Here is a 15,724-nt window from a genome sequence, read left to right as displayed (position 1 = left end):
GACTTTAACAGATAGTTCAAAGCGACAATATATAAAGCTACCAAAACGAAATATATATAAATATTCACTTTTCAGTCAGATATGCATAGTCTTGCAGCATGCTGAAATAAGGTTAATTTAGTTGGAAAAGAATATGAGCTCGTTAGCGGATCAAGCCATCGCATGGCAAGACAATCATTTAGTGCTACTTGATCAGCGCAAGTTGCCAAATGATGTTCAGTTTATAGATTGTCATGAAGTGGTGGATATTATTCATGCGATTAAAGATATGGTCGTGCGAGGTGCGCCTGCAATTGGTGTAACTGCTGCATTTGGTGTGGTATTAGCAGCAAGAGCGCGTTTCAAAATATCCGCAGAAAATTGGAGACAAGAAATAGAGCAAGACTTACATGACATGCTGCTTGCAAGACCCACTGCTGTGAACTTGCAATGGGCGATCGATAAAATGCGTAGTGAGATTGTAAGTTTGCCTGATGGTGATCCTGTGCCAAGCCTATTGGTTGCGGCTCAAATTATGCATCAAGAAGATATCCAGGCAAATAAAACCTTGGGCGATTTCGGCGCAACATTATTAACAAATGAGTCTGCTGTGCTGACACATTGCAATGCGGGTGCGTTGGCAACAGGTGGGTATGGAACGGCTTTAGGTGTAATTCGCAGTGCTTATGCACAAGAAAAAATCACTGCAATTTATGCGGATGAAACTCGTCCTTGGTTTCAAGGAACAAGGCTTACTGCCTGGGAATTACTACAAGATAATATTCCATTAACTTTAATCTGCGATAGCGCAGCTGCAAGTTTGATGCGTCAAAAACAATTAGCATGGGTAATTGTTGGGGCAGACCGTGTAGCCAGTAACGGTGATGTGGCAAATAAAATTGGTACCTATTCACTTGCAGTGATGGCGCGTCAGCATAATGTGAAATTCATGGTGGCGGCGCCTACAAGTACTATTGATATGCAAATAAACAATGGTGACGATATTGAAATCGAAGAACGAGCAGCTAGTGAAATAACCAGTGTGCGAAATCAGTCTATTGGTCCAGATCAGGCGGGTGTTTGGAATCCGGTTTTTGACATTACACCTGCCGAATTTGTCACTGCCTTGGTGACTGAGAAAGGCATTATCGAAGCCCCAAACGCCAGCAAAATACAGATACTCATGGAATCCTAGTGATTTAGCGGTTTCTGGTACAGGCAGGTATAAATATCAGGCTTATAAATCTATTAAATTGATTTTTAAGGCAGTCAGTTCGATTTTAAATGCCTTTTCTTGCAACCCACTCTCCTAGACTTGTGTTATAATTTCTCGCATTAGAACGAATATAAATAACCCTCTACAAAGCACATAAATGGCTGCAATCGCCAAAGAAATACTGTCAGTAAATCTCGAAGACGAGATGCGTCAATCGTATCTTGATTACGCGATGAGCGTAATTGTGGGTCGTGCGCTACCTGATGTCCGAGATGGTTTAAAACCAGTGCACCGCCGTGCTTTATATGCCATGAGTGTATTGGGTAACGACTGGAACAAGCCGTATAAAAAATCTGCTCGTGTAGTCGGTGATGTAATTGGTAAATATCATCCGCATGGCGATACCGCGGTATACGATACCATTGTGCGCATGGCGCAGCCGTTTTCCATGCGCTATATGTTGGTTGATGGTCAGGGTAACTTTGGTTCGGTGGATGGTGATGCGCCTGCTGCAATGCGTTATACCGAAATACGCATGGCGAAGATTGCACATGAAATCGTTGCCGACCTTGAAAAAGAAACCGTTGATTTCGTTCCTAACTACAATGACGAAGAAACTGAGCCTTCAGTTTTTCCAACACGCATTCCAAATTTATTAGCCAATGGCTCTTCAGGCATTGCTGTAGGTATGGCGACGAATATTCCGCCGCATAATTTAACAGAAGTCATTAATGCCACGATTGAGCTAATTGAAAACCCAGAAGCTGACTATAAAGAATTAATGGAACATATTCCTGGGCCGGATTTTCCTACTGCCGCATTAATTAATGGTCGCGCGGGAATTGTTGAAGCATACCGTACTGGGCGTGGGCGTGTGCATATGCGAGCACGCACACATATTGAACAAGATGAAAAGAGTGGTCGTGAGCGAATTGTTGTTACTGAGCTACCTTATCAGGTTAATAAAGCTAACTTGATTATTAAGATTGCAGATTTAGTGAAAGAAAAACGCCTTGAAGGTATTGCTGGCGATGGTTTGCGTGATGAGTCAGATAAAGACGGTATGCGTATTGTTGTAGAACTGCGCCGTGGTGAAGTCAGTGAGGTTATTCTTAATAATCTTTACAAGCACACTGCAATGCAAAGTGTGTTTGGTATCAATATGGTGGCCCTGGTCGATGGTCAACCACGATTGTTAAATCTTAAGCAAATACTACAAGCCTTTATTAGGCATCGTCGAGATGTAGTAACACGGCGTACCATTTTTGAGTTACGCAAAGCACGTGAGCGCGCACATATATTAGAAGGCCAGGCCGTTGCGCTGACGAATATTGATGAAATCATTGCATTAATTAAAAAATCTGAAAGCCCTGCAGTTGCCAAAGAAAAATTAGTTGCAAAACCTTGGAAGCCTGGTGTCGTAGTCAAGATGTTGGATCGAGCAGGTGCGGATTCATCGCGGCCCGATGATCTTGATGCAAAATGTGGTATGCATGAAGGTGAATATCATCTTTCGCCTACGCAAGCACAAGCAATTTTAGATTTGCGTTTGCATCGTCTTACTGGTTTAGAGCAAGACAAAATTGTTAGCGATTATAGCGATCTGTTGGAAAAGATTATTGACTTGCTGGATATTTTGCAAGATCCAGAGCGATTGTTAAACGTTATCCGTGGCGAGTTAGAAGAAATTCGTGATCAATATGGTGATGAGCGTCGTACTGAGATTAATGATGCGCAAGCAGATCTTACTATGGAAGACCTGATACCTGAAGAAACAGTAGTCGTTACTTTGTCGCATGCGGGTTATGCGAAGTCACAGCCATTAGATACATATCGTGCACAACGTCGAGGTGGTCGCGGGAAAGCCGCTACATCTGTTAAGGCAGAAGATTTCGTTGACCAGCTATTTGTTGCTAATACGCATGATACGATTTTATGTTTTTCCAGTCGTGGCAAGGTGTATTGGTTAAAAGTCTATGCATTGCCGCAAGCGGGACGTACTGCGCGAGGCAAACCAATTGTTAATCTTCTGCCTTTGCAAGAAGATGAACGTATTAATGTTGTATTGCCTGTTAAAGAATACAGTGAAGATGCATATGTAGTAATGGTTGCAAGTAGTGGTACGGTTAAGAAAACAAAATTGACTGAATTCTCAAGACCACGCGCCAGTGGTATTTTGGCGGTCGATTTGCGTGACAATGATCGTCTTATTGGGGTCGAAGTAACTGATGGTAATACAGATATATTGTTAGTAGGTGATACAGGTAAAGCGATTCGCTTTAAAGAAGATGATGTGCGTGCGATGGGTAGAAATGCTACCGGTGTACGCGGTATTAAATTAGCAGAAGGGCAGCAGGTTGTTTCATTAATTACCATTAAAGAAAACATGAGCTCTACCGATGTGCTGGTTGCAACCGAGAACGGTTATGGCAAACGCACAGTGATGGAAGAGTACCCAGTTCAAAAACGTGGGGGCCAAGGTGTAATTGCCATTCAAACATCAGGGCGTAATGGCAATGTGGTGGGTGCGGTTGCAATATCTGATGACGATGAAATTATGTTAATTACGGACAGTGGTACATTAGTTAGAACTCCTGTTAAAGATGTTTCACAGATGGGCCGCAATACACAAGGCGTACGATTAATTCGTCTTTCTAAAGAAGAGCGTTTGGTTGAGGTTGAGAAGATTGAAAATTTGTCTCAGGATGACGAGCAAGCTGAAGACGATGAGTCTTCTAGCGAATAGATATATTTAGATTTATGCATGTTTAGGGTTTCTTTCTAGCCTTTTCTCTTTTTAAGTTGATTTTTTATAAAATCTTTACTTATATAAATTAGCTTTTAGTCTTTATTATGCAAGAAACCTTTTATTTTGGTGCGGGGCCTGCAGCTTTACCTAAAGTGGTCTTGGATAAGATTAAAAATGAGCTTATGGATTATCGCGGCACAGGCCTATCTGTGCTCGAGTTGTCGCATCGCAGTGATGAGTTCATAGAAATTCTAGACCAAACAGAAAGTTTATTGTGCGAATTGATGGGTGTACCTAATGATTATGCAGTGTTGCTATTGCATGGGGGTGCTACTGCACAATATTCAATGTTGCCGCAAAATTTTTTACAACAAGGTGATAGCGCCGACTATGTTTGTACCGGTCATTGGTCGTTAAAGGCAAGTGAAGAGGCGAAAAAATTTGCTGATATAAATGCAATACAAGCGCTTGTTAAGTCAGAAGAGATTGCTATTAGACCAATAGAAGAATGGGGATTAAAAGAGCAATCGAGCTATATCCATTACTGCGATAATGAAACCATTAATGGCGTAGTTAATGACATTGCTGGAGTAGAGAGTTTTAATATGAATGATGCAACATTATTTTGTGATATGACTTCTTCGATCTTAACCCGACCCATTCAAGTAAAAGATTTTGGTTTAATTTATGCTAGTGCGCAGAAAAATTTGGGGGTGGCTGGCTTGTGCGTAGTGATTGTTAAAAAAGAGTTGTTGGGTAACGTTTGTGGGAATGTGCCAAGAATTTTTAATTATAAAAAATGTTTCGCGAATAGATCGCTAGTGAATACGCCACCGACCTTTGCTATTTATGTTTTAGGTCTGATGTTAAATTGGCTTAAAGCAGAAGGTGGGGTGGAGAAAATGAACCAACGAGGACAACAGCAAGCAGATGCTTTGTATGATGTGATTGATACTAGTGAGATTTATGAAAACAAAGTTAGAGTAAAAGATCGCTCGAAAGTTAATATTCCATTTAAAATTAAAGATAAGTATTTGCAAGACAAATTCTTGCAACAAGCAGAGTATCAAAAATTGCTAGGTTTGTGCGGACATAAGTCTGTGGGGGGGGTGCGCGTTAGTATGTATAACGCAATGCCGCAACGGGGTGTTCTTAAGCTGCTTGAGTTTATGCGTTACTTTGAAACAAACCATCTATGATTGATTGGAGACTATCAGGTTTGCAGGCGACGTTCGAAATACACCATGGTCCCATCTTCACAAGTAAGCGGGAAACTGCAAGAAGTATTTCTGCGGCGTTCTTCGAGGTTAGATGGGTCACGACCTGCTAAGGATGTTTGATCAGATCTTGAAGATGCTATGATTGCGCATAGCGAAAGAACGGTGATACCTGAAACAAGTACGATCAAGCCTATAGTAAGCAGAATATTTACCAGCTGCATGAGATATGCTCTCCTACATTCATTATAAAGGTACGATACTAATTAAATATTTAGTTAGTAAAATCAAATAATTACTAACAAAACAATAGAATCTATAGGGGAATGATACCTAAGCCATTGTTTGCAGACAAGGGCCAATTATTGACGGAGTAAAATCAGGGGTTTAGGTGTTATAAAATTCTTTGTACCAATCTACAAAGTTTCGGATGCCCACTTCTACAGTAGTATTTGGTTTGTAATCAACATCTTGCACTAAAGCTTCAACATCAGCATAAGTGTCTGGTACATCTCCAGCCTGCAAAGGTAGCAGATTACGTTCGGCTTTTTTACCAAGACAATCTTCTAAAACTTCGATGTAGTGACTGAGCTCAACAGGTGCATTATTGCCAATATTATATAAACGGTATGGCGCAAAACTGGATGCGCTATCTGGGGTGTCGCTATCCCAAGCTTCATTTTTTTCTGGCAGATGATCTAGAGTGCGAATGACACCCTCTACAATATCATCAATGTATGTGAAATCTCGTCGGTGATTACCATAGTTGAATACGTCAATCGGTTTGCCAGCCAAGATATTTTTTGTGAACAAAAATAATGCCATATCGGGTCGACCCCAAGGTCCATACACGGTAAAGAATCGCAGGCCGGTAGTGTGTAAGCTATATAAATTGCTGTAGACGTGTGCCATGAGCTCATTGGCTTTTTTAGTTGCTGCATACAAACTTAAAGGATGGTCGACATTTTGGTGCACAGAGAAAGGCATTTTTGTATTTGCGCCATAAACCGAACTACTTGATGCATAGACAAGATGTTCAACGCCATGATGTCTACAGGCTTCTAAAATATTACAAAAACCAACTAAGTTAGTGTCTACGTAGGCAGATGGGTTCTCAATTGAGTAACGTACGCCTGCTTGTGCTGCTAGATTGATTACTCGTTGAGGTTTGAATTTTGATATAGCAGCTAAGATAGCTTCTTTATCTTCTAAATTAATTCGTGCCTCTGTGAATTTATCATAGGCTTTTACTCTTTCTAGTCTGCCGAGTTTTAAATTAACATCATAATAATCGTTAAGATTATCTATACCTAGAACCTCATCGCCACGATTTAATAAGTGCATCGCAACGGATGAGCCAATAAAACCAGCTGAGCCAGTAACAGCAATTTTCATATTATATTCTTATACTTTTGTTTTGACTTTAATCTATTGCTAGATTGATTGTATCAGAGACGGCCATCTGCTTGATCTTTTGGAAGTACATTTTTAACATCAAATAAAATGTGATTGTCTTTTCCTAGTGCATGTATTTTTTCTGCGCCTAAGTTTTTGAATTCATCATGATTTACTGCAAGTATAATTGCATCATACTTGCTTGATGGAAGCTCGGGCAAGAAAGAAGCATGATATTCTCCATGTGCTTCTGTAAGGTCAATCCAGGGGTCGTAAATATCAACTTTAGAATGATAATTGTCAAATTCTTTTACGATATCAATTACACGTGTATTGCGAATATCTGGACAATTTTCTTTGAAGGTAAACCCAAGTATTAGAATTTTTGCATCGACAACATGAACCTTTTTTTGCAACATAAGTTTGATCACGCTTTCTGCAACATGAGGGCCCATACCGTCATTTATGCGGCGCCCAGATAAAATTACCTCTGGGTTATAACCAATCTCTTGTGCTTTGTAGGTTAAATAATATGGATCAACACCTATGCAATGTCCGCCTACAAGTCCAGGTCTAAACGGAAGGAAGTTCCATTTAGTGCCAGCAGCTTCAAGGACCTCAAGTGTGTCGATATTCAGGCGCCCAAAAATTAGGGAAAGTTCATTTATCAATGCAATGTTGACGTCGCGTTGAGTGTTTTCAATTACTTTTGCCGCTTCAGCCACTTTTATGCTACTAGCTTTATGTGTACCGGCAGTAATAATTTTCAAGTAGAGCTGATCAATAAATTCAGCTGCTTCAGGAGTTGAGCCTGAGGTCACTTTCTTAATGGTTGGTAAGCGGTGTTCTTTGTCACCAGGGTTGATTCGTTCAGGGCTATAGCCTACGTAAAAATCATTGTTGACAGTGAAATTAGTGCCTGACTCTAAAATCGGCACACAAATATCATCGGTAACCCCTGGGTAAACAGTTGATTCATAAATTACGACATCGCCTTTTTTTAATGCCTTGCTAACGGTTTCTGAGGCATTACGAACTGGAGTTAAATCTGGGACTTTATGCTCATCGATCGGGGTGGGTACTGTTACTATAAATACGTTGCAAGTTTGCAAATCCTCTATAGAGGATGAAAAGCTTAGATTAGCCGAGGAAGTAAGTTCTTCTTGGGTTACTTCTAAAGTACGATCAATGCCTTGTATTAGCTCGCTGAGGCGAGAAGTGTTGATATCAAACCCCATGGTTGGGAGATGTTTGCCAAATTCTACAGCTAGGGGCAGGCCTACATAGCCTAGTCCGATAACGCCAATCTTGATTTCTTTAGGTAGCACGATGATTGATTTCTTTTGGTTAATTATGGGGTTTGTAGCTAAACAGTTATTAGCCGACATAAAATAAATGGATTCACTTAAGAATTATGTGATTTTCGCCACGTGGTTACAAATCTTAAGGGGATATAGTGCTTTATTTCATGTCTGAGAGGAGCTGGCTGGGGATTTAGTAACAATAGTGTATTTTTCATCCAAGCTGCACATGATTAAATTGAGCAAAATACTAAAAATTAAAACTACTATGAACTTTTATGTTTGATATAAAAATAGGCGATCAGCACATTAAGGCCCCGTATCTTTTATTAGCTTTAGCAGATGCAGTGGTGTTGTTTATCAGTGTTTATATCGCTGCGTATATGCGTTTTTTCGGGGAGCTCGATCCATTATCTTCAGCAGCAGAAAATGTAGGTAATTTATTTCCACGAGCATTAATGCATGCCGCTGTAGTAATTGTCACACTTTTTAGTATGGGCATGTATCAGAGGCAGCGCCGAGAGCATATTGTTAATAAACTTAGTCGTCTAACGGTTGGATTCATTATTGCTTTTGTTGCATTTGGATTCATATTTTACATTTTTCCAAATATCTATATGGGCCGAGGTGTATTTTTAATTGCAGCCAGTCTTTCATTTGTGTTTTTAATTATATTTCATTTTATATTTTCACATACTGTCAATCTAGATGCACTGAAGAGAAATGTGCTTATTTTGGGCGCAGGAGAAAAGGCAACTTGGGTTACAAAATTGCGGAGGAAATCAGATCGCAGTGGAATTAATGTAGTAGGTTATTGGCCTGTTGGCAACGAAGCAATAAAAATCCAAGTTGATTTATTGCTTGATAAGAATAAATGCTTTATGGAATTGATAAAAGTGCATGAAGTTGATGAGGTTGTGGTTGCCTTGACAGACCGTAGAGCTGCTTTGCCGCTAAAAGAGCTTATGGATGTACGATTAAAGGGAGTTAAAATTGTTGAGTTAGTTACTTTTTTAGAAAGACAGCTAGGCAAGGTGTACTGTAATTTACTTAATCCCTCATGGATAATATTTTCAGATGGGTTTAAACAAGATAACATCCGTTATTTTACTAAACGTGCGTTTGATCTGATTGCAAGTTCAATCTTGCTAGTTACCACTGCACCTATATATATATTTGCAGTTATGATGATTTGGTTTGAATCAAAAGGTAAAGAGCCTGTTTTTTATCAGCAAACTAGAGTGGGATATGGCAATAAGAATTTTAATTTACTTAAATTTCGTACTATGCGTTCAGATGCAGAGCAGGAAGGTAAAGCTGTTTGGGCAAGTCAGGGCGATCCGAGGGTAACCAAGATTGGTAAATTGTTACGTATCTATAGAGTGGATGAATTACCACAAATCTATAATGTGTTTCGAGGTGATATGAGTTTAGTTGGGCCAAGGCCAGAACGGCCCGAGTTTGTCAAACAGTTAGCTAACGATATTCCATTTTATAGTGAACGTCATCGTGTTAAGCCAGGATTGGCGGGTTGGGCGCAAATGAAATATCCCTATGGTAGCTCTGTGCAAGACGCGATAGAAAAACTTAATTTTGATTTATATTACGTCAAACACCATAGCTTAATATTTGATTTAGTTATTTTGTTGCAAACCGCTGAAGTTATTCTGTGGGGTAAAGGTGCACGATAATAAGAAATTTAACTCTACGCAGAACTATTAGACAGAGGCTTAATTAATTGGATGGTTATTACAACTTCGGTATACGGTAAAAAAAATTCTCAGTTAGCTTTGGGTTTTTTGATTGCTTCATTGATTGTATTCGTTGCAATCTATAAAGATTTACTTATTCTGCTTGCTAGATACTGGGAGGAGGCTGGATCGTATTCTCACGGTTATTTAACCGCGATATTGTCTATAGCATTAATACTCCTTAATAAAAAATTTAAGTCGTTGAGAATCGTAAACCCATCTTATGTGGCAATTGGGTTTATTTTTATTATGTCATTGGTCTGGCTTGTGGGAAGTGTTGCTAGTGTAAACACCATCCAGATGCTTACTATTCCTTTATTTTTAGGCTTAATTGTAACAATATTTTTTGGATGGGCTGGTACTAGAATATTGTTAGTGCCTATTTTCTTATTATTTTTCTCAATTCCAGTATGGTCGATTCTACTGCCTTATATGCAGTATTTGACAGTAGAAGTAACAAGGATAGCGCTAACGTTATTTGGAATTCATTTTCAAATCAATGCCAATGCTGTATCGATTCCCCAAGGCGTATTTCTGATCGAAGAAAGTTGTAGTGGGCTGCGATTTTTATTGGTTGGGATTCTACTGTCTGTGGTGTACGGGCATCTAAACTATTCTAGTTATTGGAGCACAGTTAAATTAGTGCTTACGTCTATTTTAATTATGCTAATTGGGAATTACATAAGAGTGCTGATAATTATATTTATTGGAATAAGTAAAGGCATGTCTTATCCGCTTGTCCAAGATCACGCAAATTTAGGCTGGATTGTATTCGCATTTTTGCTCATACCTTTGTTTATTGTTGCATATAGAATAAATCCTGGGGTTCCATGTAGTTCTAACAGTGAATCTGAGGAGGTCAATAGTAATAGATCTGATTGCAAGAGTGAGGGTGTATTTAAGTTTAGTGTGTGTTTCGCATTTTATTTAGTCGCTATTTCCGCTGCCCCTTTGTACGCAGGCCAATTAACAAATAAGTTTGATTATAAATTAGATTTAAATCGAAGTAATTTCCGTGCTTCAGGTGAATGGATGGGGCCGATCACATACCTATCCAATTGGGTTCCAAGCTATAAATCTTATGATGAAATATATACTGCACAATATAACAAGCAGAGCAACAAAGTAACTTTAAATGTCTTGCTTTATCTTAAGGAAAGCCAAGGTAATGAATTAATAAGTTCTGGCAATAGACTTGTTGATAAAGATATATGGGATGTAGATGATGATTCAAAAAATCAAGTTGTTCTTGGTAAAGGAAATACAACTAATTTAGAAGTAAATAAAGCAACTATAAGCTCTAGGGTTGATGGCCAATGTGCGCGAGTTTGGTATTGGTTTGAGATAGGTGGAAATTATTATACTAAAAAATGGCAGGCTAAACTTTATGGTGCGCTAGCAAAGCTTCAAGGGAATTTTGGAGCTGCTTTTATATCTGTTTCGACTACATGTCTTGAAAGTAATAAGTTGTCTGATGCGGTTTTGAATGAATATGTCCTAGATAACTATCAAGCAACTAGGAAATCTATAAAATGGTAAATCTGTTAACTAATAATTTTGCGTTGTAATAATTTATGAAATTTATAAGCTCTTGTGCACTGATTAACTGCGTTTGTTTAAGTCTTATGCTCATATCATGTACAGATAACATTGAACAGTCAGTCAGCGAAAAAAATCTAGGATTAGCCCAATTCTATTTTGATAAAGGTCGGTATAACGACGTATTTGTTGAGGTTCAGAAGCTGTCTGATGAAGAGAAAAAAACCCAATTGCAAGATTTATAATTGCTAAAACGTTTTTAAATATTGGCTATGCTGACCGGGCTTATGATCAATTTAAGCAATTGGAGCAAGTAGCAGAAATAGATGAAATTGAGGTATGGGTTATCGAATCGTTATTTCAACAAGGCAAAGTAGCAGAAGCAAATGAAATAATGAATTCGGAGAAGATTCGTACTAAATATATAAATAATTCAAAATTTATTTTAGTAAGCGGCCAGATTGAATTGGCTATGAAAAAAATTAAAGTAGCAAGATCTACGTTTGAAAAAATACCACAAGACGCAGCAGAGTATCCGTATGCGCAAGTGTGGCTATCAAAAATAGATGTGATTGAGCATAAAGATGTGGATGCAAAAGAGAGAGTTGAGAAATTATTGGCTGATGATCCGAATATTAGTGAGGCATGGGCTTTTAAAGCAGATTTAAATTTCGCAAGTGGAAATTATGATGCTGCAGAAAATGCATATTTACAAATACTTAGGTTAGATAATTCAAATATTCTGACTGAAAAGAGTTTGAGAGTGGCGCAAAGTGTTGTTCGTTCAAAAGTTGCGCTTGGTAATTCTATTGGCGCAAATGATTTTTATAAAACGTTTATAGAATCATATCCTAAATCACCTACTTATTACTATGAGCTTGGTAAGTTAGCGTACTCAGAAAATAATTATATGTTGGCTGAGGAGCACTTTGGGCAAGTCTATGCATCTATGCCTGAGTCTCCAAATATTGTTTTACTGCTTGCAAAAGTATTAATTAAACAAGAGAAGTTAGAAGATGCAAGGGAGCTACTACAACAGAATTTAGTTAATGAAAGTGAGCGTATTGAATATGCAATATACACAGCTGTAATAGACATTAAACAAAATAAATTTACTACTGCAGCTGAAACTTTGAATGAGTTTGTAAATAAAAATGTAGACCATAAGAGCTCATTAGTCCCTCTGATTTCCTATGTGTATCTTCGGCAAAGTAATAAGGAAAAATTTGATTCTTTACTTCAAGATTATAAAATTTCGGAACCAAAGCATCTAAATGCTGTGAATAGTATACGCGCAGTATTTTTAGATTTAGGGGCTCAAATTGAGGCAGAGAAAATTTTAACAGAGCTAATAGAATTTTATCCTAATTCGTTTGAGCTTAAATCAATGCATTTAAATACGTTAGGTATTCTGGGTAGAGAGAATGAAGTGGGTGACACAATTAGCTTATGGTTGACTGCGCAGCCACATAACCTAACTTTAAAATTTGCATGGATTAATTATCTTATAAATAATAAAGATTTTAATACTGCGATTAATACGCTATCGAATATAGATGCTGTGAAACTCACAGAAAATGAAGTGAGCCTATTATTGAATATCTTAAATATTGCGGCGGCACAAATTAAAGAGTCTGAAGGGCGAGCTAAAATCATTCAGTTGACTTTGCATTGGGCAAATAAATTACCAAAGCAACTTAGGCTTAAATTGCTACTTGCAAATATGTATATCGCTGAGAATAACTATAAAAAAGCTATACCATATTTTGAGGATGCTATTCAAAATAATACAGCAAGTCCTGTAATCTTAAATAATCTTGCATGGAGTTACTATGAAGTTAATGATCCGCGAGCTTTGGCGACAGCGGAATTAGCTTTCACAGGTAATCCAAATGACGCATCAATCTGTGACACTTTAGGTTGGATATTAGTTAAAAACGGGAAGGTGGAGCGTGGACTTGAGTTGATCACAAGAGCGTTAAAGATAGAGCCTGATAATCTTGCAATTCAAGAGCACTTTGAAATAGCTAGCAAATAAGCGTATGGCCTATTGCGTAAAATAGACGAACCTATTGATTAGATGACGTATTCTTGAATCAAACACTATCATCATAGACTGGCTAGACTGATTGGCACGGATGTCGAATTTTTAAAAAATAGATCCTAATGGTATTATTTTATATATCTGTCAGTTTTGCCTATTCGCCGTTCATTTCATGCTGATTATTGGTGAATAGTGGGACATTACTCACGGCGTTGGACAATATTTTCCTTACAATTAGTCTTTGAATTAAATGACAAATTCACGAGCCAGCATTAATATAAACATATGAAAATTAACATCCTTTTATTCAGTACTATATTTGCAATTATTTCTTGTGCAAGCCCAAATATTCCGACTGACGTATTGGACACAAATCAGCATTCAATTGTAACCGATGAATACCGTATTGGTGTTGATGATGTAGTTCAGGTTCATGTTTGGGGAAATGAGCAGCTATCGGTCTCGGTTCCTGTGAGGCCCGATGGTAAAATATCAATGCCATTGCTTGGTGATGTTGCAGTTGCGGGCAAAACTGCTGAAGAGGTTTCTACAGATATTACGCAACAACTTAAAAGTGATATCCGAGATCCTAATGTAACGGTAACGATGGTTTCACTCGATAGCAAAGAATATTTACGACGCGTAAGGGTTACAGGTGCTGTACTTGAGCCTATATCCCTAGATTATAGGCAAGGAATGACTGTGATCGATGCGGTGTTAGAGGCTGGTGGATTGGGAGAATTCGCCGCTGGGAACCGTGCAATTCTAATTAGAAAGAACGAAGGCAAAACAGTATCGGTGCCGCTGAGACTGGAAGATATGTTGGTTAGAGGGGAAATAAATTCCAATCACATTTTATTACCTGGAGATATTATTACAGTTCCAGAGAGAAGGTTTTAAGCTGCGGTTGTTTTGTTAGAAAATAGTTACGGAATAAATTCATTATGAACATTTTACAATTACCACCAAATTTAATTATAAAATTATTTTTTGAGCTAGCTAAAAAGAAAATACTTTGGTTGTGTGCAGGATTTGCAATTATATGTTTTATGTTTTTAGCTGCAGCATTCATTTGGCCAAAGTCGTACACTTCATACACTACTGTTTTAGCTGACAAATCTGGGGTTTTGTCACCGTTGATGGAAGGGGCTGCGGTAACAACGGAAACTGGCGGACCTGCTGGTCAGCGCATTGAGCTATATAAAGAAATGCTTTTTGGTGCAAATATTATGCAGCCGGTTATTGTAAATGCTGGATGGGTAAGTTCAGATGCATCGGATGTTGTAAAAGCTAGAACAACTATAGAGGTTATCGAGAATATTGAGGTTTCGTCGGCGGGGCCGAATTTGGTTCGTATAGAGGTAAGCGACACAGATCCAGAGAAGGCTTATCTAACGGCAAAATTGCTGGGTGATGGGTTTATAGAAGAGAGCCTTAACAGCAAACAGCGAGAAAGTAGAGCTGCATTTGAGTTTGTGGACAAGCAAGTCAATGATTACCACAATAAGCTTTTAAAAGCAGAACAAAAATTAAAAGAATATAAAACGATAGCTATGGGCGAGCATGTGGGTGATGAACTTAGCGTATTTGATAGGATAGGAGATTTACGTGCTTCAATTGAAGAGTTAAGTTTGCAAGTGCAGGAAGAAAGAATTCGTGAACGTGCGTTAATGAGTCAGCTTGCAGGTGAGAAACAACTGGGCGCATCTGTTCAGCGAGCGGGAGGATTAACTTCTCGTATTGCGGCTTTAGAGCAGGAGTTAGCAACATTGCGTTTAGATTATCATGACACTTATCCAGATGTTGTGCGCCTTAAACATCAAATAAGTGATCTTAAGGAGATGCTAAATTCTGGTGATAGCTCTTCACCATTTGCAACAAGTGCAGGCGTAGGTGATTTAGATACTGTATATGGAGCGTTGCGAGATCAGTTAATTAATACAAAAACAAATATTGCTGCATTAAATTCTAGGCACGCACAATCTAAGAAGCTCTTAGAGGTCGAGTTAGAACGAGCCAAAAAGTTACCTGGAGTTGAGGCTGAACTTGCTGAATTAACACGTGATTATGACGTGACAAATGATGTATACCAAGATTTAGTCAAGCGACGTGAAAATGCTCGTGTGTCAATGAATATTGATGTTGAGCAAAGTAGTCAGCGATTTGCGATTCAAGAGCCTGCATTATTGCCGCTTACATCAGATGGTTTGCGTTTTTTCCAAGTTGCCGGCATGGGACCGCTATTGGGATTACTAGTACCATTGAGTATTTTATTTGCGTTTTTTCAAGTAGGCACAAATATAAGAGATAAATCGTATATTACAAAATCAATGGGCGCAAAATTATTAGGAGAAATTAGTTTTGCTCCTTTGCCAAATTCGAAAAGGCCTCCTAGTAGGATTACATTGTTTGCGTCGTTAGCGATTGTTGCAATAGTGGTAAATGTATTTATATTTGCGGTGTATATAAAAATGCAACAACTGGGAATATCAATCTCGTTAGTTTAATTAGAAAGATAAATACATAATTAGGA

At 38.4% G+C, this 15,724-nt stretch carries 11 protein-coding genes; 8 read left to right on the top strand and 3 right to left on the bottom strand.

Annotation, left to right across the window (positions count from 1 at the left end; all coding sequences use genetic code 11):
- Positions 1 to 133 precede the first annotated feature (133 nt).
- From mtnA to serC, 3 genes are all read left to right on the top strand, one after another.
- Positions 134 to 1,174 (top strand): S-methyl-5-thioribose-1-phosphate isomerase, encoded by a 1,041-nt coding sequence (gene mtnA, locus GKR92_07115; protein QMU61476.1) that lies wholly within the window; start codon positions 134 to 136, stop codon positions 1,172 to 1,174.
- Positions 1,175 to 1,352: 178 nt separating this feature from the next.
- Positions 1,353 to 3,941 (top strand): DNA gyrase subunit A, encoded by a 2,589-nt coding sequence (gyrA, locus tag GKR92_07110; GenBank protein QMU61475.1) that lies wholly within the window; start codon positions 1,353 to 1,355, stop codon positions 3,939 to 3,941.
- Positions 3,942 to 4,048: 107 nt separating this feature from the next.
- On the top strand, positions 4,049 to 5,143 hold the full coding sequence (gene serC, locus GKR92_07105; GenBank protein ID QMU61474.1) for a 3-phosphoserine/phosphohydroxythreonine transaminase: 1,095 nt from the start codon (positions 4,049 to 4,051) through the stop codon (positions 5,141 to 5,143).
- A 14-nt stretch (positions 5,144 to 5,157) separates the two neighbouring features.
- On the opposite strand, the gene GKR92_07100 is transcribed toward serC, so the two are convergent.
- The 3 genes from GKR92_07100 to tviB all read right to left on the bottom strand — a co-directional run bounded on the left by GKR92_07100 (position 5,158) and on the right by tviB (position 7,944).
- Complete coding sequence (locus GKR92_07100; protein QMU61473.1) at positions 5,158 to 5,385, bottom strand: hypothetical protein; 228 nt, start codon at positions 5,383 to 5,385, stop codon at positions 5,158 to 5,160.
- Between the two features lie 163 nt (positions 5,386 to 5,548).
- Entirely contained in the window at positions 5,549 to 6,556 is a 1,008-nt protein-coding gene (locus GKR92_07095) for an NAD-dependent epimerase/dehydratase family protein (GenBank protein ID QMU61472.1), read from the bottom strand.
- 53 nt (positions 6,557 to 6,609) lie between these two features.
- Complete coding sequence (tviB, locus tag GKR92_07090) at positions 6,610 to 7,944, bottom strand: Vi polysaccharide biosynthesis UDP-N-acetylglucosamine C-6 dehydrogenase TviB (protein QMU61471.1); 1,335 nt, start codon at positions 7,942 to 7,944, stop codon at positions 6,610 to 6,612.
- A gap of 191 nt (positions 7,945 to 8,135) precedes the next feature.
- On the opposite strand from tviB, the gene GKR92_07085 reads away from it, so the two are divergent.
- The 5 genes from GKR92_07085 (at position 8,136) to GKR92_07065 (ending at position 15,698) form a co-directional block, all read left to right on the top strand.
- Positions 8,136 to 9,548, top strand: a complete 1,413-nt coding sequence (locus GKR92_07085; GenBank protein QMU61470.1) for a TIGR03013 family PEP-CTERM/XrtA system glycosyltransferase — start codon at positions 8,136 to 8,138, stop codon at positions 9,546 to 9,548.
- A gap of 51 nt (positions 9,549 to 9,599) precedes the next feature.
- A complete protein-coding gene (gene epsI, locus GKR92_07080; GenBank protein ID QMU61469.1) occupies positions 9,600 to 11,147 on the top strand; it encodes an EpsI family protein in 1,548 nt (515 codons plus the stop codon).
- A 304-nt stretch (positions 11,148 to 11,451) separates the two neighbouring features.
- Entirely contained in the window at positions 11,452 to 13,185 is a 1,734-nt protein-coding gene (locus GKR92_07075; protein ID QMU61468.1) for a tetratricopeptide repeat protein, read from the top strand.
- Between the two features lie 291 nt (positions 13,186 to 13,476).
- Positions 13,477 to 14,091, top strand: coding sequence for a sugar ABC transporter substrate-binding protein (locus GKR92_07070; GenBank protein ID QMU61467.1), 615 nt, complete (start codon positions 13,477 to 13,479; stop codon positions 14,089 to 14,091).
- Between the two features lie 44 nt (positions 14,092 to 14,135).
- Positions 14,136 to 15,698: a hypothetical protein gene (locus GKR92_07065; GenBank protein QMU61466.1), complete on the top strand. Its 1,563-nt coding sequence runs from the start codon at positions 14,136 to 14,138 to the stop codon at positions 15,696 to 15,698.
- The last annotated feature ends 26 nt before the right edge of the window (positions 15,699 to 15,724 follow it).

It is taken from the genome of Gammaproteobacteria bacterium (assembly GCA_014075255.1).
Taxonomy (GTDB): Bacteria; Pseudomonadota; Gammaproteobacteria; order UBA4575; family UBA4575; genus JABDMD01.
The sequence above is the reverse complement of the archived record's forward strand: the minus strand, read 5'-3'. Positions and strand labels throughout refer to the sequence as shown.